This is a genomic window from Enterobacter cloacae complex sp. FDA-CDC-AR_0164 (genome assembly GCF_003071645.1).
GTDB classification, from domain to species: Bacteria; Pseudomonadota; Gammaproteobacteria; order Enterobacterales; family Enterobacteriaceae; genus Enterobacter; species Enterobacter ludwigii.
Window position 1 is genome coordinate 3258499 of the sequence record NZ_CP028950.1, and the last position, 21121, is coordinate 3279619.

24 protein-coding genes and 1 pseudogene are annotated in these 21121 nt (G+C 54.4%); 9 read left to right on the top strand and 16 right to left on the bottom strand.

Annotated elements, in window-relative coordinates:
* The first annotated feature begins 44 nt into the window (after nt 1–44).
* Entirely contained in the window at nt 45–1007 is a 963-nt protein-coding gene (locus tag AM410_RS16070; protein WP_108648136.1) for an FAD:protein FMN transferase, read from the top strand.
* Here AM410_RS16070 and dcuR read toward each other — a convergent pair.
* Both dcuR and AM410_RS16080 read right to left on the bottom strand, forming a co-directional pair.
* The gene (gene dcuR / locus AM410_RS16075) at nt 988–1707 is read right to left on the bottom strand and encodes a two-component system response regulator DcuR (RefSeq protein ID WP_014170753.1); all 720 of its coding nucleotides are present in this window, start codon (nt 1705–1707) and stop codon (nt 988–990) included. The genes AM410_RS16070 and dcuR overlap by 20 nt on opposite strands.
* Complete coding sequence (locus tag AM410_RS16080; protein ID WP_108648137.1) at nt 1704–3320, bottom strand: sensor histidine kinase; 1617 nt, start codon at nt 3318–3320, stop codon at nt 1704–1706. The genes dcuR and AM410_RS16080 overlap by 4 nt, the downstream gene beginning before the upstream one ends.
* Nucleotides 3321–3484: 164 nt before the next feature.
* Between AM410_RS16080 and AM410_RS16085 the strand changes: the two genes are divergently transcribed.
* Nucleotides 3485–4348, top strand: coding sequence for an N-acetylmuramic acid 6-phosphate etherase (locus tag AM410_RS16085; RefSeq protein ID WP_020883324.1), 864 nt, complete (start codon nt 3485–3487; stop codon nt 4346–4348).
* Nucleotides 4349–4405: 57 nt separating this feature from the next.
* Here AM410_RS16085 and ompC read toward each other — a convergent pair whose 3' ends face one another.
* Nucleotides 4406–5572 carry a porin OmpC gene (gene ompC, locus AM410_RS16090; RefSeq protein WP_044867871.1) on the bottom strand — a complete coding sequence of 389 codons (1167 nt, stop codon included), beginning with the start codon at nt 5570–5572 and terminating at the stop codon, nt 4406–4408.
* A gap of 352 nt (nt 5573–5924) precedes the next feature.
* Here ompC and AM410_RS16095 point away from each other — a divergent pair, with 352 nt between their 5' ends.
* The 3 genes from AM410_RS16095 to AM410_RS16105 all read left to right on the top strand — a co-directional run bounded on the left by AM410_RS16095 (nt 5925) and on the right by AM410_RS16105 (nt 8575).
* On the top strand, nt 5925–6626 hold the full coding sequence (locus AM410_RS16095; protein WP_044867870.1) for a phosphohydrolase: 702 nt from the start codon (nt 5925–5927) through the stop codon (nt 6624–6626).
* A gap of 61 nt (nt 6627–6687) precedes the next feature.
* Nucleotides 6688–8103: a DNA cytosine methyltransferase gene (locus tag AM410_RS16100; protein WP_108648138.1), complete on the top strand. Its 1416-nt coding sequence runs from the start codon at nt 6688–6690 to the stop codon at nt 8101–8103.
* On the top strand, nt 8084–8575 hold the full coding sequence (locus AM410_RS16105) for a very short patch repair endonuclease (protein ID WP_050737015.1): 492 nt from the start codon (nt 8084–8086) through the stop codon (nt 8573–8575). Before AM410_RS16100 ends, AM410_RS16105 begins: the two co-directional genes overlap by 20 nt.
* Here AM410_RS16105 and yedA read toward each other — a convergent pair.
* A complete protein-coding gene (gene yedA / locus AM410_RS16110) occupies nt 8547–9461 on the bottom strand; it encodes a drug/metabolite exporter YedA (RefSeq protein ID WP_020883329.1) in 915 nt (304 codons plus the stop codon). The genes AM410_RS16105 and yedA overlap by 29 nt on opposite strands.
* A 178-nt stretch (nt 9462–9639) precedes the next feature.
* On the opposite strand from yedA, the gene AM410_RS16115 reads away from it, so the two are divergent.
* The 3 genes from AM410_RS16115 to dgcQ all read left to right on the top strand — a co-directional run bounded on the left by AM410_RS16115 (nt 9640) and on the right by dgcQ (nt 12586).
* Nucleotides 9640–10551, top strand: a complete 912-nt coding sequence (locus AM410_RS16115; RefSeq protein WP_020883330.1) for a DUF808 domain-containing protein — start codon at nt 9640–9642, stop codon at nt 10549–10551.
* A gap of 78 nt (nt 10552–10629) precedes the next feature.
* Nucleotides 10630–10812 (top strand): YodC family protein, encoded by a 183-nt coding sequence (locus AM410_RS16120; protein ID WP_014170745.1) that lies wholly within the window; start codon nt 10630–10632, stop codon nt 10810–10812.
* 73 nt (nt 10813–10885) lie between these two features.
* Nucleotides 10886–12586, top strand: coding sequence for a cellulose biosynthesis regulator diguanylate cyclase DgcQ (gene dgcQ / locus AM410_RS16125; protein ID WP_108648139.1), 1701 nt, complete (start codon nt 10886–10888; stop codon nt 12584–12586).
* Here the strand turns inward: dgcQ and AM410_RS16130 are convergent.
* Both AM410_RS16130 and yodD read right to left on the bottom strand, forming a co-directional pair.
* Nucleotides 12571–13371 (bottom strand): mannosyl-3-phosphoglycerate phosphatase-related protein, encoded by an 801-nt coding sequence (locus AM410_RS16130; RefSeq protein ID WP_020883332.1) that lies wholly within the window; start codon nt 13369–13371, stop codon nt 12571–12573. The genes dgcQ and AM410_RS16130 overlap by 16 nt on opposite strands.
* Before the next feature lie 302 nt (nt 13372–13673).
* Complete coding sequence (gene yodD / locus AM410_RS16135) at nt 13674–13901, bottom strand: YodD family peroxide/acid resistance protein (protein ID WP_008500310.1); 228 nt, start codon at nt 13899–13901, stop codon at nt 13674–13676.
* Between the two features lie 129 nt (nt 13902–14030).
* Here yodD and dsrB point away from each other — a divergent pair, with 129 nt between their 5' ends.
* Nucleotides 14031–14219 (top strand): protein DsrB, encoded by a 189-nt coding sequence (dsrB, locus tag AM410_RS16140; RefSeq protein ID WP_020883333.1) that lies wholly within the window; start codon nt 14031–14033, stop codon nt 14217–14219.
* A 104-nt stretch (nt 14220–14323) separates the two neighbouring features.
* On the opposite strand, the gene rcsA is transcribed toward dsrB, so the two are convergent.
* The 10 genes and pseudogenes from rcsA to fliJ all read right to left on the bottom strand — a co-directional run bounded on the left by rcsA (nt 14324) and on the right by fliJ (nt 21102).
* Complete coding sequence (gene rcsA / locus AM410_RS16145) at nt 14324–14947, bottom strand: transcriptional regulator RcsA (protein WP_008500313.1); 624 nt, start codon at nt 14945–14947, stop codon at nt 14324–14326.
* 278 nt (nt 14948–15225) lie between these two features.
* Nucleotides 15226–16027: pseudogene (gene fliR, locus AM410_RS16150) on the bottom strand (flagellar biosynthetic protein FliR).
* Between the two features lie 7 nt (nt 16028–16034).
* Nucleotides 16035–16304, bottom strand: coding sequence for a flagellar biosynthesis protein FliQ (fliQ, locus tag AM410_RS16155; RefSeq protein ID WP_008500315.1), 270 nt, complete (start codon nt 16302–16304; stop codon nt 16035–16037).
* 9 nt (nt 16305–16313) lie between these two features.
* A complete protein-coding gene (gene fliP / locus AM410_RS16160; RefSeq protein WP_008500316.1) occupies nt 16314–17051 on the bottom strand; it encodes a flagellar type III secretion system pore protein FliP in 738 nt (245 codons plus the stop codon).
* Nucleotides 17051–17425 carry a flagellar biosynthetic protein FliO gene (gene fliO, locus AM410_RS16165; RefSeq protein WP_025203802.1) on the bottom strand — a complete coding sequence of 125 codons (375 nt, stop codon included), beginning with the start codon at nt 17423–17425 and terminating at the stop codon, nt 17051–17053. Before fliO ends, fliP begins: the two co-directional genes overlap by 1 nt.
* Nucleotides 17426–17427: 2 nt before the next feature.
* The gene (gene fliN / locus AM410_RS16170) at nt 17428–17841 is read right to left on the bottom strand and encodes a flagellar motor switch protein FliN (protein WP_014170738.1); all 414 of its coding nucleotides are present in this window, start codon (nt 17839–17841) and stop codon (nt 17428–17430) included.
* Nucleotides 17838–18842 carry a flagellar motor switch protein FliM gene (gene fliM / locus AM410_RS16175; protein WP_014170737.1) on the bottom strand — a complete coding sequence of 335 codons (1005 nt, stop codon included), beginning with the start codon at nt 18840–18842 and terminating at the stop codon, nt 17838–17840. Before fliM ends, fliN begins: the two co-directional genes overlap by 4 nt.
* A 4-nt stretch (nt 18843–18846) precedes the next feature.
* Nucleotides 18847–19317 (bottom strand): flagellar basal body-associated protein FliL, encoded by a 471-nt coding sequence (gene fliL, locus AM410_RS16180; RefSeq protein WP_073396063.1) that lies wholly within the window; start codon nt 19315–19317, stop codon nt 18847–18849.
* Between the two features lie 106 nt (nt 19318–19423).
* Entirely contained in the window at nt 19424–20662 is a 1239-nt protein-coding gene (fliK, locus tag AM410_RS16185; RefSeq protein WP_073396062.1) for a flagellar hook length control protein FliK, read from the bottom strand.
* Nucleotides 20659–21102 (bottom strand): flagellar export protein FliJ, encoded by a 444-nt coding sequence (gene fliJ, locus AM410_RS16190; RefSeq protein ID WP_014170734.1) that lies wholly within the window; start codon nt 21100–21102, stop codon nt 20659–20661. The genes fliK and fliJ overlap by 4 nt, the downstream gene beginning before the upstream one ends.
* Nucleotides 21103–21121: the final 19 nt, after the last annotated feature.

Genomic DNA, 21121 nt, shown 5'->3' on the forward strand with positions numbered 1-21121 from the left:
GATACGCACCGTGTATCTGGCATTTCAACCAGGGAGCTTGCACCATGTCTTCTGACCACCGCGTCTACAGTTACTCCGCCGTTCTGATGGGATCGCCCATTCTCCTGAAGCTTTTCTCTCATGATGAAGCCCTCGCTTCTCGCGTTTTTAGACTGATTAAACAGTATGAAGACCTGCTGACCGTCAACCGTGCCAGCTCGCAGGTGATGGATATCAACCATGCTGCCGGCCAGCATCCTGTCACCGTCAGTCGCCCGGTTTTTGAGCTTATCCGCTGTGCGAAAGCGGCAAGCCAGCTCAAGGACAGCGCATTTAACCTGGCCATCGGCCCGCTGGTGAAACGCTGGAAAATCGGTTTTCGGGGAGATAGCGTTCCGCCTGCCGATGAAATCGCGTCGTTGCTCGCCATTACCCATCCTGAGGATGTGGTCCTTGATGAGGCCAGCAGCAGCGTGTTCCTGGCCCGGGCGGGCATGGAGATTGATCTGGGGGCCATCGCCAAAGGCTATATCGCCGACAGAGTGCGCGATTACCTGCGTAAAGAGGGTGCTCAACTGGGGCTTATAAATCTTGGCGGTAATATCCAGACGCTGGGTTCACCGGAAGGGGGCTGGAGCGTGGGGCTCAAAAAACCGTTCGCCGGGGAGGCGCTGATCGGTACGATGACCGTAGAGAACATGTCGGTGGTGACATCGGGTACCTACGAACGCTTTTTTGAGCAGAACGGCAGGCGTTATCACCACATACTTGACCCGCGCACCGGCTATCCGCTGGATAACGAACTGGACAGCGTCACCATCATTTCGAAAAACTCCATTGATGGTGATATCTGGACCACGCTGATGTACGGCATGGGCGTCAGTAAAGGCTGTTCAGCGCTGCGTGCACGACCCGACATTGAAGCAATCTTCGTGACCAAAACAAAAGAAGTGGTGCTCTCTTCAGCGCACCACTTCCGCTTTACCTTGCTGGATAACAGCTACCGCGTTACTGACAGTACTGCTTGAGCAGTGCCGTCTGTTCGGGCTGCAGGCGATAGCGATACACCGGCCGCCCGGTGGCACCGTAGTGAATGCTGGTAAACAGAATGTTGATTTGCGCCAGCCAGATCAGGTATTTGCGACAGGACACGCGTGAAATATTGACCGCGTTTGCCAGATCATCGGTGGAAAACTCCGTCTCCGGGTGCGCATCAATCCACTGACAAATCGTACGCAGCGTTTGCGGCGTTAACCCTTTCGGCAGTTTTTTACTGTCCGCCAGTTCCGGCGCACCGCCGTGGATCAATCTGTCGACGTCGGCTTGCTCATAGTACTGATGCGATCCCATCAGGCTGTGCTTTGCCTTCCAGCCGTTCAGCGCCTCTTCAAAACGCGGGAACTGGAACGGTTTAATCAGATAATCCACCACACCGTAATGGATGGAGGTCTGGATGGTGGCGGCATCGGCGGCGGAGGAGATCATAATGACATCGATCGGCCGGCCTGAGGCACGGATGACGGGAAGGAGATCCAGCCCGTTATCCTGCTGCATATAGACATCCAGCAGCACCAGATCGACAGGCTGGCTGGGGTCGTTAATGATGGCCCTGGCCTGGTTGAGCGTGGAGGCGACGCCGCAGCAGCTAAAGCCTTCAACACGGTTGACATACAGACGGTTGAGGTCGGCCACCATGGCGTCATCATCGACAATTAACACATTTATCACGCGATATTCCTCTCGCTATCCCAGGGGATGTGAACAAAAAATTGGGTAAATACGCCAGGCTCAGACTCGACGGTAATATCTCCGCCCAGGTTCTGGATCTGCTGACGAGCAAGGAACAGCCCAACGCCGCGATTTTCGCCTTTGGTTGAGAAGCCCTTTGTAAAAACAGCCTCGAGCTGAGCCGGATCAATACCGGGGCCATCGTCGCTGACTTCGCAACTGAGCCAGCCATTCTGATAATGTAGCAGCAGGCCAATTTCGCCTTCCTGCTGTCCTTCCATCGCGTCGAGCGCGTTTTCAATGAGGTTACCCAGCACGGTAATCAGCACCGCAACCTGCTCTTCGTTGGCGGTATCCGGTATCTGGCACTCATCGGCCAGCGTCAGGGCGATCCCTGCTTCCTTAGCCCGGTTGATTTTACCCAGCAGGAACCCGGCTATCACCGGAGATTTAACTTTGCTCTGAATGGTACCAATATCGGTCTGATAATTATGCGCCGTCTGGATGATGTACTCTTCAAGTTTGTCGTAGCGCTTCATATGCAGCAGACCGAGGATCACGTGCAGTTTGTTCATAAACTCGTGCGTATGGGAGCGCAGGGCATCGACATAATTGACCATGCCATCGATGCGCTGCATCAGCTGGCTGATTTCCGTTTTATCGCGAAAAGTGGTGATGGCACCAATAACCCGCTCCTGGCTTTTTACAGGCACCATGTTGCACAGCAAGAGTCGCCCGTTGCAGCTGATCTCCTGATCCTTGCGCGCAATGCCACTCTTCGAGACTTCCCGCAGGCTTGCCAGCAGGGGAGCACTGGCATTTTCGGTCTGTTTGCCGGAAGGCAGAAGCAATATTTCTCTGGCGGTGTGGTTAATCATCGTCACCCGACCCTGAATATCCACGGCCAGTACCCCTTCGCGAAGCGACTGCAGCATCGCCTGCCGCTGTTCGAACAGCGCCGAGATCTCATACGGCTCAAGGCCGAACAGGATGCGTTTGAGCACGCGAACCAGACCCCAGATGGCCAGCGAGCTCATTAATATACTGAATAATATGGTCCAGATGGCGTTAAGCCGCCCACGGGCAATCTGATCTTCCACTTTTTTAAGGGAGATGCCGACCACCACCACGCCGATCTGCTCGTGCTGGCTATCAAAGACGGGAGTAAAGACGCGAAGCGCTTCGGCGAGGGCACCCCGGTTAACGGCGACATGCTCCTTTCCTTCCAGCGCGGGCGTCAGGTCATCGCCGATAAAGTGCAGACCTAGCAGGGCTTCGTTCGGGTGCGAGTAACGAATACCGCGCATGTCGGTGACCACGGTGAAGAGCAGGTCGTTGCGCCTGGTGACCGCCTGGGCGATGGGCTGAATAATATCCGCCTGGGGAGCCTGCATCAGACCGCGTTGAATTTCGGGACTGTCGGCCAGCGTTCGCGCGATACCGAGGGCCGTATCCTTAACATCATCGCGGGTGGCGCGGGTGATTTGGACGGAATAGAGCGCAAATACCAACAGCAGCACAGAACCGATAATCGCGCACACCATTAACGTGACCAGGGTGTTCAGTTTCATGGGGCGCTTGCGCGTCAGGGGGAAGGGCTGCAAATCGCTCATCAAAACTCCGCGATGATTAAGAAAGGGGTAATTATCGCCGATGACGGGCGTTTCTTAAAGCCATGTAAAGGCATGGATTCGGTCCTCTTTTCGTGACCCTCCTCGCAGGTCACCTGTCTAAAACACTTTATAGTGTAGGGGTACTCATAATAAGGAGGTTGTTTATGAGCATTACGCTTACCGGTTCGGTCAAGGAAAGACGGCACGCCAGCACGATGAATATCGATAGATTGTCCACGCTGGACATGCTGAAAGTCATTCACCAGGATGATGCCCTCATCTCCGCTGCAATAACCCCATGTTTAACAACGATCGCCCGCGTGGTGGATAACGCCGCTGCGACCCTGAGTCACGGTGGTCGTCTGGTCATTGTTGGCGCCGGCCCGTCAGGCCGTGTCGCGCAGCAGGCAGCCGATGAGTATGCCCCGGGAAAAACGCCTGTCATCGCCATAACGGCGGGAGAGGAGGCGGGCAGCTACGAGCGCGGTGTCGCCGACCTGCAGGCCATCAAATTTGGTGAACAGGATATGATGCTGGCGGTCACCGTCAGCGGCAAAACACCGTGGGTCTGGGGCGCGATGCGCCATGCGTGGTCGTTGGGTTCCCCGGTCGCGGCTATTACGGATGACGCGCAAAGTGAAGCCGCGCAGCTGGCGAGCATGGTGATTGCCCCGGAGCTTGGCGCGGACGCGATCGCGGGTTATATCAATACCAAAGCCGGGATCGCACAAAAAATGATCCTGACCATGATAACCACCGGCCTGGCGGTTCGAACCGGACGCGTGTTCAGCAACCTGCGCGTGGATCTGGACGCCAGCAACACCAAATGGTCTGAACGGCAAATTGCCATCGTCATGGAAGCGGGGGGATGCACCCGGTCAGCGGCGAAAGCCGCGCTGGAGAGCTGCAACCATAACTGTAAAACAGCGGTGCTGATGGTGCTGACAGGGCTGGATGCCTGGAAGGCGCATGAACTGCTGGCGCAGAATAACGGTTTTATTCGTCTGGCACTGCAGGAAGCTCCATAACATTTCTCTGTTGAATAAAAAAAAGCCCGCGATGCGGGCTTTTATCATAGTGGGAAGTTAGAACTGGTACGTCATACCTACGCCAACGATGTCATCTGTAGAGATGCCGTTTGCTTCGTAGAAGCTTTCGTCGTTGTCCAGCATGTTGATTTTGTAATCAACATAGGTGGAGAAGTTTTTGTTAAAGCTGTAGGTCATACCGACGTCGATATAGTTAACCAGATCCATGTCGCCATGCTGGCCCTGTGGGTTACCCGCATTGCCAGGATAAGTCATGTCCTTGCCTTTGGAGTAAACCCATGCCAGGGACGGACGCAGGCCGAAGTCGAACTGGTATTGCGCCACGGCTTCAAAGTTCTGCGTCTCATCCGCAATCCCGGTATCGCCATATGGCGTCATATTACGGGTTTGCGCATACATCATCGCCAGATAAACGCTGTTGGCATCATATTTCGCGCCAACGGTCCACACTTCCGCAGTCTTACCGCCGGCGAAACGTGCGCTGTCTTGTATACCCTTCGCTTCCTGCTCATTGGTACGGTCAGAAGAGGAGTAGGCCGCGCCTAAGGTCAGGCCAGACAGATCGCCGGAGAAATCATAGCTAGTGGACATACCGAAGCCGTCACCGTTCTGGAAACGCACGTCGTTATGACCGTTCTTGGTCCCTTCCTGATCTTCTGTTGCGTCCTGACCTTCGTTTGCCCCCTGATACTGCAGCGCAAAGTTCAGACCCTCAACCAGGCCGAAGAAATCGGCATTACGGTAGGTCGCCACACCGTTTGCACGGCCGACCATGAAGTTGTCGGTCCAGGTATAAGAATCGCCCCCAAATACGGGCAGCATATCGGTCCAGGCTTCAACATCATACACGACGCCGTAATTACGACCGTAATCGAATGAACCGTATTCGCCATATTTCAGGCCAGCGTACGCCAGACGGTTAAAAGAAGTATCACCGGCGTCTTCGGTATTATTGGCGTAGGTTTTATATTCCCACTGGCCATAACCAATAACATCGTTAGTGATTTGTGTTTCGCCTTTGAAACCAATTTGTACATAGGTTTCATCGCCATCATCCCCAGGGTGATCAGAGAAGGTATGACGCGCATCGATCTTACCGTACAGATCAACTTTATTGCCGTTTTTGTTATACATTTCAGCTGCATGTGCTGCGCCAGCCATTAATAACGCGGGTACGAGAATTGCCAGAACTTTTCTTTTCATTATATATTCCCTTTAAAGATAATTAATATGAATATATGTAATCACTCTCTGTCATTACAGAATTGATACTATTCTACGCAATGTCATTTTGGTTCAAAAATAAATGTAATTAAAATCGTAGAAATATTGCAAAACATTTCTATCTGTCGCTTTATTTTTCTGGTGAATTAGAGCTTAGGATATATAGAAATAAATTATCATTAAGTATTTAGCGGCAGTATTATTTAATATCTCCAATTGATATTAAATATATTTCCTCGGGAATGCAGGGTACACGCGTCCCTGTCAGGACAAGCCGTGATAGCGGCGGGGAAAGTTGCTATTGTAGCCGTTTTAACAACAGGACGTGATGATGGAACTTACACAGTGGCAGTCTCGCTTTGAGCGTTGGCTCGATGAAAACCACGCGACCCACGACGCCGCGCATGATATTTCGCACTTTCGTCGTGTCTGGATGACGGCGCAAAAAATCATGGCGAACCAGGCGGTCGATTCACTGGTGGTACTGACCGCCTGTTATTTCCATGACATTGTCAGCCTGCCGAAAAACCATCCCCAACGCAGCCAGTCATCACGTCTGGCGGCCAGCAAGACGCTCGACATTCTGCGTCGCGATTTTCCGGATTTCTCCTCTGAACGCTATGCGGCCGTGGAGCATGCCATTGAAGCGCACAGTTTTAGCGCCGGTATCGCGCCGCACAGTCTTGAAGCCAAAATTGTTCAGGATGCTGACCGGCTGGAAGCGCTTGGTGCTATTGGTCTTGCGCGCGTCTTTGCGGTATCGGGGGCGCTGGGCGTGGCGCTCTTTAACGCTGAAGACCCGTTTGCCGATGCGCGCACCCTTAATGACCGCGCCTTTGCCCTCGACCATTTTCAGACCAAGCTGCTGCGCTTGCCTGATACAATGCACACAGACGTGGGGCGCGAACTTGCGCAACACAACGCCGATTTTCTCATCCAGTTTATGGCGAAATTAAGTGCCGAATTACAGGGCGACTGCCTGGGGCTGGATACCCAGGTGCTGAGCCGCTTCCGTCGCAGTTTGAGCGAGTGAACTGTGGTAATCTGTTTCCAGTCTTTATTCTCCGGTTAAAAGAATGCAGGAAAATCGATCAGTGAGTGAGCCCGCGCCAGAGCAGGCTGAGAAATCAACGGCAACGGTGCAGGCTTTATTGCGCCAGCTGCTGGATATCTATGATGCTAAAACGCTGGCGAATCAGCTGGTGGCGCACGGTGAGAGCCACTGGAGTCCGGCAATCCTGAAGAGACTGCTGACCAGCGAGCGGGCAGGGCAGCGTCTGAGTGAGGGCGAGTTTCGTTACCTGCAAAACCTGCTTCCGCGTCCTTCAGCCGCGCACCCGAACTATGCCTTCCGTTTTATCGATCTGTTTGCCGGCATTGGCGGCATTCGACACGGGTTTGAGGCTATTGGCGGGCAGTGTGTGTTTACCAGCGAGTGGAACAAACATGCGGTCCGTACCTACAAAGCCAACTGGTACTGCGATCCCCATGAACACCGTTTCAACGCCGATATCCGTGATGTTACGCTGAGCCACAAAAGCGGCGTGAGTGATGAAGAGGCGGCTGAGCACATTCGCCAGTCAATTCCGGCCCATGATGTCCTGCTGGCGGGCTTCCCGTGTCAGCCTTTCTCGCTGGCCGGCGTGTCGAAAAAGAATGCCCTCGGACGCGCCCACGGTTTTGCCTGCGATACGCAAGGCACGCTGTTCTTTGATGTTGTCCGCATTATCGATGCCCGTCGTCCGGCGATTTTCGTGCTGGAGAACGTCAAGAATCTCAAGAGCCATGACGGCGGGAAGACCTTCCGCATTATCATGCAAACGCTCGAGGAGCTGGGGTATGACGTAGCGGACGCTCAGCATATGGGCGCGGATGACCCGAAAATCATCGACGGTAAGCATTTCCTGCCGCAGCACCGCGAACGCATTGTGCTGGTTGGTTTTCGCCGCGACCTCAAACTGAAGGGGGATTTTACCCTGCGGGATATTCCCTCTTTATATCCTGCGCGTCGCCCAACCGTGGCCGACCTGCTGGAGCCTGTTGTCGACGCGAAATTTATCCTCACCCCGGTGCTGTGGAAATACCTTTACCGCTATGCGAAAAAACACCAGGCCAAAGGCAACGGTTTTGGCTTCGGGATGGTTAATCCGAACGATCCGCACTGTGTGACGCGCACGTTGTCCGCTCGCTACTATAAAGATGGCGCAGAGATCCTGATCGACCGGGGCTGGGATAAAGCGCTGGGGGAGAAAGATTTTGACGATCCCGATAACCAGCGTCACCGTCCGCGCCGCTTAACGCCGCGTGAATGCGCTCGGCTGATGGGGTTTGAGACCCCGCAGGGTTACACCTTCCGCATTCCGGTGTCGGACACCCAGGCTTATCGGCAGTTTGGTAACTCGGTGGTCGTTCCCGCGTTTGCGGCGGTGGCAAAACTGCTGGCCTCCCGCATCAGACAGGCCGTGGCGTTACGTGAGAGTGAGGCCGTCAATGACGGATGTTCACGATAAGGCGACGCGCAGTAAAAACATGCGTGCCATCGGCACGCGTGATACCGCCATTGAAAAGCGGCTAGCCGGGCTGCTGACCGAGGCGGGGTTTGATTTCCGCGTGCAGGATGCCGCGCTTGCGGGCCGTCCGGATTTCGTTATCGATGCGTATCAATGCATCATCTTTACCCACGGCTGTTTCTGGCATCACCACGACTGCTACCTGTTTAAGGTTCCCGCGACGCGTACGGATTTCTGGCTGGAGAAGATTGGCAAGAACGTCGCGCGGGACAACCGTGACCTTAGCACGCTTCTCGCGCAGGGCTGGCGGGTGTTGATTGTCTGGGAGTGCGCGCTGCGCGGCAGATTAAGACGTACCGATGCCGACCTGACAGAACGGCTGGAAGAGTGGATCTGCGGCGGCGGGCAGGCCGCGCAGATCGACACCCAGGGTATTCACCCGCTTACGGTTTCTCCACCTCACACGGCGTAACAACCGGCTTCGCAGGAAGCAGATATTTCCCCAGCGTTACCAGCACAACGGCAAAGACAATCACGCCCAGCGCCAGCCATTCCACGGGAGATAACGTTTCGCCCGCAAAGCTGGTGCCCAGCAGTACGGCAACCACCGGGTTCACGTAAGCGTAGCTGGTCGCGATCGCCGGCGAGACATTGCGGATCAAGAACATATAGGCGTTAATGGCGATGACAGAGCCAAATAATGCCAGGTAACCCACGGCCAGGAAGCCCGAAAGGTCCGGCATGGCTGTCAGTTTTTCGCCCGTCAGCGTTGAGGCAATCAGCAGCACAATTCCCGCCGCGAGCATCTCAATCGCGCCCGCCATCATGCCGGTCGGCAGCTCAATTCGTGAACCGTATACCGACCCAAATGCCCAGCTCATGGAGCCGATCAGGATAATCACTGCGCCCCACGGATTTCCGCTCAGGTTGCCGCCGCTGTTGAGCAGGATGATCCCGGCAAGCCCGATCCCAATCCCTACCCATTCGAGCTTGCGGGTGCGGATGCCGAAAAGACGGCTAAAGCACAGGGTAAACAGCGGGACGGTCGCGACCACGACGGCGGCAATTCCGGACGGCACGTTCTGGTGCTCGGCGACCGTCACAAACCCATTCCCTATGGCCAGTAGCAGCAGGCCAATCAGGGCGGCATTGAGCATCGGGCGAAGCGGAGGCAACTTATGGCCCCGTAACAGCAGAAAGGCCATCAGTAACACGCCCGCCGAGAGAAAGCGTACGCCCGCCATCATGAGCGGCGGCCAGCTCTCCACGCCGATACGAATGACAAAGTAGGTGGAACCCCAGATGATATACAGCGAAAAAAGTGCCCCAATGAGCGGTAGCAGTTGCCGGAAACGCATAATCCCTCGCGACAAAATGAAAAGGTCGCTGACAGTAAACGCCAAAACTATCGGCCTGGCGAGCCCTTTAATTGTGTAGTTGATGTGAATTTTTTGTTGACGCGAGGTGCCTGTTTCCGGGTTTACACTTTTGCTCCATACTATTCACTTAATTACCAAAAAAAGAAGGAATGAGATTTTGGCAGGAAGTAGCTTATTAACATTACTGGATGATATTGCCACCTTACTGGATGACATTTCGGTGATGGGAAAACTGGCGGCGAAGAAAACCGCCGGGGTTCTGGGAGACGATTTATCGCTCAACGCCCAGCAGGTGAGCGGCGTTCGGGCCAACCGTGAATTACCGGTGGTATGGGGCGTAGCGAAAGGCTCATTCCTGAATAAGGTGATCCTGGTGCCGCTTGCGCTGCTGATCAGCGCGTTTATCCCATGGGCGATCACGCCGTTGCTGATGATTGGCGGCGCATTTTTATGCTTCGAAGGCGCTGAGAAGATCCTGCACTCGTTCGCCGCACGTAAGAACAGCGACACGCCGGAAATGCGCCAGCAGCGTCTTGAGGCGCTGGCCGCGCAGGATCCTAAAACCTTCGAGCGTGATAAGGTGAAAGGTGCCATTCGTACCGACTTTATTCTGTCGGCGGAGATCGTGGCCATTACGTTAGGTATTGTCTCTGAAGCACCGCTTCTGAACCAGGTCCTGATCCTCTCAGGGATCGCCATTCTGGTCACGGTGGGGGTGTACGGGCTGGTGGGGCTTATCGTTAAGCTGGATGATATCGGCTACTGGCTGGAAGAAAAATCGAGCGCTATCGCCAAAGGTATCGGCAAAAGCCTGCTGGTGACCGCGCCCTGGCTGATGAAGAGCCTGTCAGTGGTTGGCACGCTGGCGATGTTCCTTGTCGGAGGCGGTATTGTGGTTCACGGTATCGCGCCGCTGCACCATGCTATTGAACATTTCGCCTCGGCGCAGGGCAGCATAGTGGCGGCAATTCTGCCCACGCTGCTTAATCTTGTGCTGGGCTTTATCATTGGCATTATCGTGGTTGGGGCCGTAAAACTGGTCGAAAAAATCCGCGGAACGTCGCACTAATTGTTACCTGTTGCGGGGTGCAAAAAGATCATTCCTCGTCTAAATTGAAAACGTTTCACCCTGATACAGGAGGCAGGTATGGTCTTTTTGGTCAGTGATGAAGTTAAGCCTAAGAAGGGCGGCCCACGTATGATTGTCACCGGGTATTCCAGCGGTATGGTGGAATGCCGGTGGCACGACGGTTATAGCATCAAGCGGGAAGCGTTCCGTGAAGATGAGCTTCAGCCGGGAGACGGGCAGCGCAAGCGAGACAAGGCTTAATGACATAACGCCCGGCTTTGCCGGGCGTTTTTACCTTCCGTATCCGGCGTCGGGCAGTAATCAGGGAGTGTGTGTGCAGCGCGAGACCTTTGTTGTAAGACGATCTTTTCTGCAATGGCTGCATATGCGTAGCAATCCGGGGTTGATTGTTAATCTCTGTTTTCTCATCGTACTGATATTTTCCACGCTTCTGACCTGGCGAGAGGTGGTGGTACTGGAAGATGCGTATATCTCCAGCCAGCGTAATCATCTGGAAACGGTAGCCACTTCGCTGGACCGGCAGTTACAGTACAGCGTGGATAAAATGCTTTTTTTCCGCAAAAGCATGCGTGATGCCATCCAGACACCGCTGGCCTTTGATGTCCTGTATGAAGCGATTTCACGCTTTAACGCCTTTCGCACGCGCCCCAGCTGGCAGCTCGCCGTTGATAAAAAACGCACTCTTCCTGTTAACGGCGTGTCGGATGCGTTCGTCGAAAAAACCACGCTGTTGAATCGTGACCCTGAGCGTATCAGCAATGAAATTTCTGCCGCCCTCGAAGTGGGGTATTTACTCCGACTGGCGTCCTCGGTGGGGCAAAGTGAAGAGCGGGTTATCTATGCGTCTCGCGCCGGGTTTTACCTTGCGACGGACACGCCTGAACAGACGAGTGATATTAGCCAGCGCTATTACAATCTGGTTACCCAGCCGTGGTTTACCCAGCAGTCTGAACGTAACAATCGCGCTCGCGCGGTGCGCTGGTTTATCTCCAGCCCGTCACCCTGGACCGGTGGTGAACGGATGATCACGGCCAGTGTGCCGATCTATTTTGACCATTACTGGTATGGCGTTGTGGCGATGGATTTCTCATTGAAGACCATGAAACATCTGCTGGAAGAGGCAACGCAAGAGCGTACAGAGGGGGAATATCAGCTGTACGACACCCGGCTGAATATGATTGCCACGTCAGAAGAGGCCGGTAGCCTGGTGAACCGGTTTGACGAACGCGAAACGGCGCAGATAGCACACGCAATCGAGAACGATACCGGCGGGGGGATCCGTCTCGGAAGCCGCTTTATCAGCTGGGAGCGGCTCGACCACTTCGATGGTGTGATTTTACGCGTTCATACCCTTCATGAAGGCGTTAAGGGGGACTTCGGCAGTATCAGTATCGTGCTGGCGCTGCTCTGGGCACTCTTCACCGCCATGCTTCTTATCTCGTGGCTGGTTATCCGTCGGATGGTCAGCAATATGTATACGCTTCAGCACTCTTTGCAGTGGCAGGCCTGGCACGATCCGCTCACCCGCCTGAATAACCGTGGTGCCCTGTTTGAGCGTGCCAAAATGCTGTCGGAAAAATGTCGGCAGCAGTCGCTGCCGTTCTCGGTGATTCAAATCGATCTCGACCATTTTAAAAGCATTAACGATCGCTTTGGCCATCAGGCCGGGGACAAAGTGCTTTCCCATGCCGCGGGCCTGATTGGCAGCGCACTGCGCAAGAATGATGTTGCCGGACGCGTGGGTGGGGAAGAGTTCTGCGTGGTACTGCCCGGCAGCGGGCTTGAAGAGGCGAGGGGGATTGCGGAACGCATTCGCTCACGCATCAACAGTAAAGAGATCCTGGTGAAAAAGAGCACCACCGTGCGTATCAGTGCCTCACTGGGGGTAAGCAGCGCCCAGGAAAAGGACAATTACGATTTCGAACAGCTGCAGTCAGTGGCGGATGCCCGGTTGTATCAGGCCAAGCAGTGCGGGCGCAACCGGGTGTTCTGGCACGATCAGGATAAGAAGTGATCCAGCCCCTCCTGCCAGCCCGCGGGTCCGGGCTGTTGCGTGTGGTACACCCGGGCGGGGTTATCGTCACGTAACGTGATGCCCTGCCGGTTAATGCCCTTGATCACCACGGCGTAGTCCACGCTGTCCAGCAGCGGGGCATCATTTGGACCATCGCCAAGCCCCAGGGTAACCGGCACAATGCCTTCCCGCTCACGGTACTGCTCAATCAGCCAGTCAACCGCAACGTCTTTACCGCAGCGAGCATCCAGAACATGCCAGAAGCGGGCTCCCTGCAGGCATTTCAGGCCGCACTGCGCCAGCGCCTCGTCAAATTGCGCCATTTTTTCATCGCTGTCGCGCCAGATGAGCGTGACGGAGGCTTCGTGTCGGCGCGCGAGGGTCGAACGATAGCGCGTCAGCCCCGTCCACTCGCTGATAACCCGTTCGTCGACGTCATCAAAGGTGGTGAATTTAAAGCCCCGCTGCTGGCGAATCTGGTCGATCAGCGGGCGAATGTCGCGGTGTGTCATCCCCCTGATGTGGCGTTGACCTGTCTCCCAGCGCACGTCGGGCTGAATCACCGCGCCATTCTCAGCTATGAAGGGCAACCCCTCCAGACCCAGATCCTGCTGGATATCCAGCATTTCTGCGGCGGTCTTGCTGCTGCAGAGAATAACCGGCACCTGGTTATCCTGGAGGGTGTCCAGCCAGGGCATGGCCGGTTGCCACTCGTACGTATGAATATCGAGCAACGAGCCGTCGAGATCGGAAAAGATCAGCAGGCTATCCTGCAGTGAAGGCATAACGACTCCTGATAACTGACAAACTGCCACCTAAGAATATTCCTAAAAAAATTCCTAACGCTTAAGTGAGGCAAAAGGGTATCTCTCCTGCCAAACCCGCATGCGGCGCATGTTGTCCCTCATAACTAAATTTATTATGTACCAAATATTATATTCGCCATGAGAATATATGCTTGTCATACAAAATGGTTGAGGATAGTGTTTTGTGTACATCAGATTTCCTGGTGTAACGAATTTTCAAGTGCTTCTTGCATAAGCAAGTTTTGATCCCGGCCATCCCCATGACCGGGATTTTTTTCGTCCTAACGATTTGCTTCAGACACGCTAAAATCGTGTATATCAAGCTCGAAGGCCTCCGCCAGTTCACGGTAGGTGTGATAATCCCTTCCGTTCACAATGACCCTGTCTGAATTGTCGTCCGAACGACGGACTTCTGACTCACTGATCTCATTGATGGCGGCCAGCAGGGCATCGACATCCACCTCAACCTCACGTTTGATGGTGTCGCTGTACTCTTTGTCGGTCTTCATTACGGGGTACCTCATTTTGCCGTCTCCAACCGTAAGTATAGACTGCGCACAAAAACGCCATTCACACCGGGCAGCGATGCCAGTTAAGGCGTTTTGTTCTACACTGGCTCAAAACCAGAGGAGGAACGTATGAAGGTCAACGATCGGGTAACCGTTAAAACGGACGGTGGACCGCGCCGCCCGGGTGTGGTCCTGGCAATTGAAGAGTTTAGTGAAGGCACGATGTACCTGGTATCACTTGAAGACTACCCGCTCGGCATCTGGTTTTTTAACGAACTGGGACACCCGGATGGCATCTTTGTAGAGAAGGCGCAATAGCATGGCGTCGGGTGGCGACTGGCGCGCCCGACACTGTCCACAGAAGCAAAAATCTCTGGCCAGGCCAGAGATCAAAGGTAGGGTGCAAAGGGTTTTTTTAGCGACTAACGCATGTTGACGAAAATCCCGTTCGTCACATTATCGGTGAGGCGTACCACGTGATAGATCACTTGCTTATTATGCGTTTTAATTTTCCTTTTAATATTTCCTTTATGTGACGAAACGGTTTTGGCTTTAATATTCATCTGGTCTGAGATCTGAATAGTCCCTTGGCCTGCCATCCACATTCGCAGCATGCTTGATTCAGTCCTGCTTAATGATAGGGTGGGTAAGTTAACCGCTCCTACATTTTTAACTTCTTTATTCAAATAATCACCCAGAATGTCATCCAGCGACTCTGGTTTAATCGATTTAGAACTGATCAATAAATTTTTACGAACCAACAAATACTCATCGAAATGGATATTCGCGATCGCCATAAAAACAATAAACAGGGTTTTTGGATGCTGATTAATGATTTGCTTAATGTGCTGACTGTTGGCTGGATCGTGAATGAAACAGTCCTCATTAATAAACACCACGCCTGGTTTAAGTTCGTCACAAGCGGCTGCGAGTTCGTCAACGGTGTGTGCATCGTTGATGTCTCTCTTTCTTACCCCTCTGCTTGCCAGGTACCCGGTTAACCCTAGCCGGGTGTAGCTGCATAAATCCATAATGATCGTTGACATGGCATACCCTCACTCAATGCGTAACGATAATTCACCATCTGCCTGAGAGCTCATAACAGCCATACGGGATGGAAAAAATTAATAAACCTGTGAGCATGACAAAGACTTTCAGGCGGACTCACTATCCCGTAAAGTTACGTATAATTTGCCAGGAATCTTCTTAAAGTAAAGTAAATATTAAGTATTGTGAGGTGGTTAGAAACAATTAAACCGCGTCAGATATATCCTGGAAGATGTTTTTCACGTTTTATTTTAGGAATATCCTCAGAAAGACAATATCAACTGTGAGGGCTATTATTTACGCGGTAGCTCACTGACAATATCTGCTAACAGATTGAATATCTCGCCGAATAAGTGCTCACAGAAGGGGGCGATAAGGGGCATCAGTAATGACATTAATAAAATACCGACCGTCAGCGTCAGCGGAAAACCAATGACGAACACCGAGAGCTGCGGTGCCATTCGGTTGAGTAACCCTAAGGCGAGGTTCACGGTCAGCAGCAGGGTGATGATCGGCAGCGCCAGCATCAGGCCGTTCAGGAAAACAAGCCCGGCCGCACGCGTAAGCGCCAGAAACGCGTTGCTGTTCACCGGGTTTTCCCCAATCGGCAGCGTATGGAAAGTATCCACCAGCATGGAGATGAGCCACAGATGGCCGTTGAACGACAGGAACAGCAGCATGGCGAGCAGATCGATAATGCGCGCCAGCACCGGCATGTTGAGGTGGCTACCGGGATCCACAAACGTGGCGAATGATAAACCCATTTGCAGGCCAATCAGTTCGCCGGCGGTCCGCACGGCCGCGAAGGCAAGCTGCATGGTAAAGCCTACGGCCACGCCAATCATCACCTGTTGCAGTGCAACCCACACCGCTTTCGCCGAGAAGATCGGAATATCCACGGGCGGGAGAGAAGGGGCGACGATAATGGTGATGATGATGCCCAGCCCCACTTTGACGCGCTTGGGTATCGTTTTCTCACTGAGAATGGGGGCCGTTGTAATCAGCGCCAGAATACGCAGCATCGGCCAGAAATAGACGCCAAGCCATTGAACCCACTGGTCACTGGTGAAGTGCAGCATCGTCGGGTCAGCCGATGATGTACGGCAGATTGGTAAACAGGTTGCGCATATAGTCCAGCAACAGGTTCAGCATCCACGGCCCGGCAACGATAATCGCCACGAACACGGCGATGATTTTTGGGATAAATGACAGCGTCATTTCGTTAATCTGCGTGGCGGCCTGCAGGATACTGATAATCAGACCGGTCACCAGCGCGACAAGCAGTAACGGCGCGGCAACGGCGATCGCGATTTTCATCGCTTCCGTGCCCATCATCATGACCGATTCTGGCGTCATTACGGCTCCTTAACTGTAGAAACTCTGCGCCAGCGAACTGACCAGCAGTTGCCAGCCATCGACCAGGACAAAGAGCATGATCTTAAAGGGCAGGGCAATGGTGGCCGGGGGCACCATCATCATCCCGAGCGCCATCAGAACGCTGGCGATCACCAGATCGATAATCAGGAACGGAATAAAGATGGTAAAGCCAATCTGAAAGGCCGTTTTCAGCTCACTGGTGACATACGCAGGCAGCAGAATACGCATCGGAACGGCTTCCGGTCCCTGAAGCTCGCCGGTATTGGACAGGCGGGCGAAGAGTGCCAGGTCCGCCTCCCGGGTCTGGCGGAGCATAAACTCCCGCAGCGGCTGAGCCCCTTTATCGAGCGCTTCCTGCATGGAGATTTTATCTTCGCTAAACGGCTGGTATGCGTCGGTATAAATCTTGTCGATAACCGGCGACATAATGAAAAAGGTTAAAAACAGCGCCAGACCCAGCAGTACCTGGTTAGGCGGCGCGGACGGGGTGCCCAGCGCATTGCGCAGCAGACCAAAGACGATGATGATTCGGGTGAAACTGGTCATCATCAGCAGGATCGCCGGAATAAACGTCAGCGAGGTGATGAAAACCAGCGTCTGCACCGGCAGCGACCAGCTTTGCCCACCGCCTGCAAGAGGGGTTGAGACCAGACCGGGCAGTTGCGCGTAAACCGCAGGGGCAAACAGGCCGACGCCCGCAAGCGTAAGGGATAACAAACGGCGCATCAGGATCTCCCGGAACGCTTAAGCAAACTCTTCATGACGGACTGAAAATCCGCAGGGACTTCTGCGCGCTCGTCACCCGTTGCCGGGGCTGGCGGCAGTTTATGCAAGACGTTGATGCTGGAGGCAGTCACGCCCAGCACCAGCCGTGCATCTTCCACATCGACAACAACCACGCGCTCGCGTGGCCCCAGCGTCGTGCTGGCGCTGACCTTCAGACCGCGGGTGCCGGCGGTTTTACCCGCCAGGCCGAAGCGCTTCGCCAGCCATGCGGCGATAAGAATAAAGGCAATAATACCGAGCAACGCGCCACTCACCTGGAGCAGCGGAGAGCCGGGAACGGCAGAGGGCTGTGATATTGTTGCCTGGGTTTTCATGCTTAACGGCTCAGACGACGCATACGTTCAGATGGCGTAATAATGTCGGTGATGCGCACGCCGTATTTATCGGCAACCACCACGACTTCACCCTGGGCAATGAGATAACCGTTGATCAGAATATCCAGCGGTTCGCCGGCGAGACCGTCAAGGGCCACCACGGAACCCTGCGTCAGACGCAGCAGCTCTTTAATGGTCATGCGGGTGCGGCCCAGTTCCACTGTCAGCTTAACCGGGATATCCATAATCAGATCAATATCCTGCAGCGTACCGCTGACATCGCCGCCGCCGAGCTGCTGGAACACAGCATCCGCTGCACTTTTGGCCGGAGTCGTTTTTTGCTCGTTTAACGCGTCAGCCCACAGATCGTCCAGTGCTCCGCTGTTTTCATCGGACGGATTGTTCATGTCACTCATTTGGGCTGTTCCTCATTCAGCGAATTCAATATCGGGTTGATCAAGTGCTCAACGCGTAACGCATACTGACCGTTAATTGTGCCGTACTGACTTGTCAGCACGGGGACACCATCCACATGGGCAATAATGCGGTCGGGTTTTTCTATCGGCAAAACATCGCCGGGTTGTAATTTCAGGATCTGGGATAAGCGCAGCGGGATATCCGCGAAGCTCGCCACCAGCTCAAGCTGAGAATGCTGAACCTGACGCACCAGGTTTTCACGCCAGTTCTGATCTTCGTTGCGTGAGTTCTCCAGTGGTGGGTTGACCAGCAGTTCACGCAGCGGTTCGATCATGCTGAACGGCAGGCAGATGTTGAACTCACCGGTCAGGTTACCGATCTCCACATGGAACGGGGTATTCACGACGATATCGTTCGGGGAGGTGGTGATATTGGTAAATTTCACCTGCATCTCAGAACGTACGTACTCCACTTCCAGCGGGTTAATCGCTTTCCACGCGTCGCTGTAAGATTCCAGCGCCAGCTTCAGCATGCGGTTGATGACGCGCTGCTCGGTGTGGGTAAATTCACGCCCTTCCACTTTGGTCGGGAAACGCCCGTCGCCACCAAACAGGTTATCCACCGCAATGAACACCAGGCTTGGCGAAAACACCACCAGACCTGTGCCGCGCAGCGGTTTCAGGTGGATCAGGTTAAGGTTCGTTGGCACCGGCAGGTTGCGGGCAAACTCATGATACGGCTGGATGCGGATCGCACCGACCGTGATATCCGGGCTACGACGCAGCAGGTTAAACAGCCCCATACGGAACTGACGTGCAAAACGTTCGTTAATGATCTCCAGCGCCTGCAGACGTTCACGTACTACGCGGCGCTGGGTATTGGGATCATAGGGACGAATATCGCTATCGCCGCCAATACCCGGTTGCGGATCATCGTTCTTATCGCTGTCGCCGTTAAGAAGCGCGTCGATTTCTGCCTGAGAAAGAATACTGTCGCCCATGTCGTTACCGCAGTATGAAGGCTGTATACAGAACGTCAGTGACTTCCTGCTTGGGTTGACCGTTTACCAGCGGGGTCGCCAGCGTCTGTTTAATGGCGTCGACCAGCTTTTGCTTACCGTCATCGGTAGCAAGCGTTGAGGCGTCCTGACGAGAGAACAGCAGCAGCAGACGGCTACGCACTTCAGGAAGATAATCATTCAGGCGCGCACGCGTGGCTTCATCTTTCAGGCGTAACGTAATACCCACATACAGCACACGATCCGCATCACCCAGATTCACGGTGAAGGTATCCAGTGGGAAGAATACCGGTGCCGGCGGAGGAGGCAGTTCGGCTTTGGCCGCAGCGGTAGAAGGTTCCTGCTGCATACGCCAGTAACTATAGCCCGCGGTAGCGCAGGCGGCGAGCGTGATTAACACCAGCAGCGGGATCCAGATGGAACGCTTGCTTTTTTTGGTGATCGCGGAGTCAGTCATCTGATACGAGCTTCCTGTTTCGGTACAGCATAATAAGGTGATTATCCCGTGTCCTGCTGTCGTCAAAGCGTGGAAAAGACGGGGATAATCACGCTACCTCTGGCGTTTAGGCAAAGATGTCTACGGCACTGTTGCCACGCGCCGCGGATTGCAGGGCGGCAGGGGCAGGCAGTAACTCATCGCTCTCCTCATTAAAACCGCCGGTATTACCGGAACGTGAAGCCTGTTGCTGCTGTTGAGAGGAGGACTGCTGCTGTCCGGCAAAGCTCTCGCTGCTGACACTGCTTTGCGCGAGCTGAATGCCACTCTCAGCAAGCGACGTGCGCAGGACCGGCAGTGCAGCTTCCAGGGCCGCACGCACGTGGCTGTGCGCTGACACCATTTGCAGCTGTGCCTGGTTATCATCCAGTTTCAGGGTAATCTGGACCTGGCCCAGATCTTCCGGATGCAGACGCAACTCTGCGGTCTGCTGGCCCTGTTTCGTGAACAACGTAATGTGCTGACTCAGGGATTGCTGCCACTCCTGGGTTCCCAGCGGCTGGCTCAATACCGGTGCCGTGGCAACGGTTGCGGCAGCGTGGCTGGTGACGTTGCTTGAAATGACGGGCGCAAGCGTTGCGGTTGGGGCTGTTGAAGAGGGTGAACTGGCGAGATCCTGCTTCTCAGCGGCGGCGGCCACGATCGGGGTCGCCGGTGCGTTGACTGGTTGAGACGGATCGGCGTTTTGCGCCTGCGCCTGATAAGTCGACGCTTGTTGCGTTTTTTCATGGCCCGCCAGCAGGGTGCTCATGGACTGTTGACCTGCACCATTTTGCGAAAACGCGGCAGCGTTCAGCGTTGATTTCGCCGTCAGGCCATTGCCTGTCGCGCCAGAGGCCACCGGCGTTGCCGTCTGCTGGTGGGGCAGCATCGCCATCAGCGCGCTCAACCCTGCCAGCTCTTCTTCGCTCAGCTCGCTTTTGCTGTCATCCTGCGTTTTCACCGCGCTCAGGGTCTTCAGGGCATCACCTTTTGAAACCGGCACCAGCCCGGAAACAAGGGTTTCCAGCGGGGTGGCTGCTGTCGGTTCATCGCCTGTCAGGGCTGGTTGACGCGAGAGCAGGTTGGCTATTTTGGCCTGCAGGGTGTTCTCTCCCCCGGCTTCCTGAGCAACTTTTGACAGCTTACTGCCGGCTGCTTTCAGGTCAGCCAGCGTCAGCGGCGCATCGTTGCTATGGCCTGTTGCGTCCGTCAGGGCGCCTGCCAGCAGAGAAAGAAAGTCTTGTGCACCGTCGGTGCCTTTCCCTGTTTGCATGCCGCCCGACAGGTCGCTGTCGGTCATCAGCAGTTGTTGCAATGTGATCATTCCGGTTTCCTCATTGATGCGCGCTGGGCAAACTCATCCATTTTCTTCTGATCCAGACGGTTTTCCGCCAGGGTCGTTGCCGCGATCTGTCGGTCCTGTAAGGTCTGCCAGGCCTGCAGTCGCTGCTTTTTCTCGCGCCAGAAATTCAGCGCGGTGTCGACTTTCTGGGTCCACTGGTTAAGCTGCTGGCGATGCTGTTCAATCGCCTTTTCCAGCGTCTGAATAAACTGCTGATAGTTAATCCAGCGCTGGCTTCCAATGCCTTGTGTCATATCGGTATTGAGGTTGGTGCGATATTCATGCTGATAGTCGATTAACATCTTCAACTGCTCTTCAGCCTGCTGGCACCCGCGTCGCATTGCGCCAAGCTGCAATGCGGCATCATCAACTTCTTTCTCAGCCAGATCTTTCAGCGTTGATAACGCGCTGTTTTGCGCCATGACCTTCGCCCTCCACCTG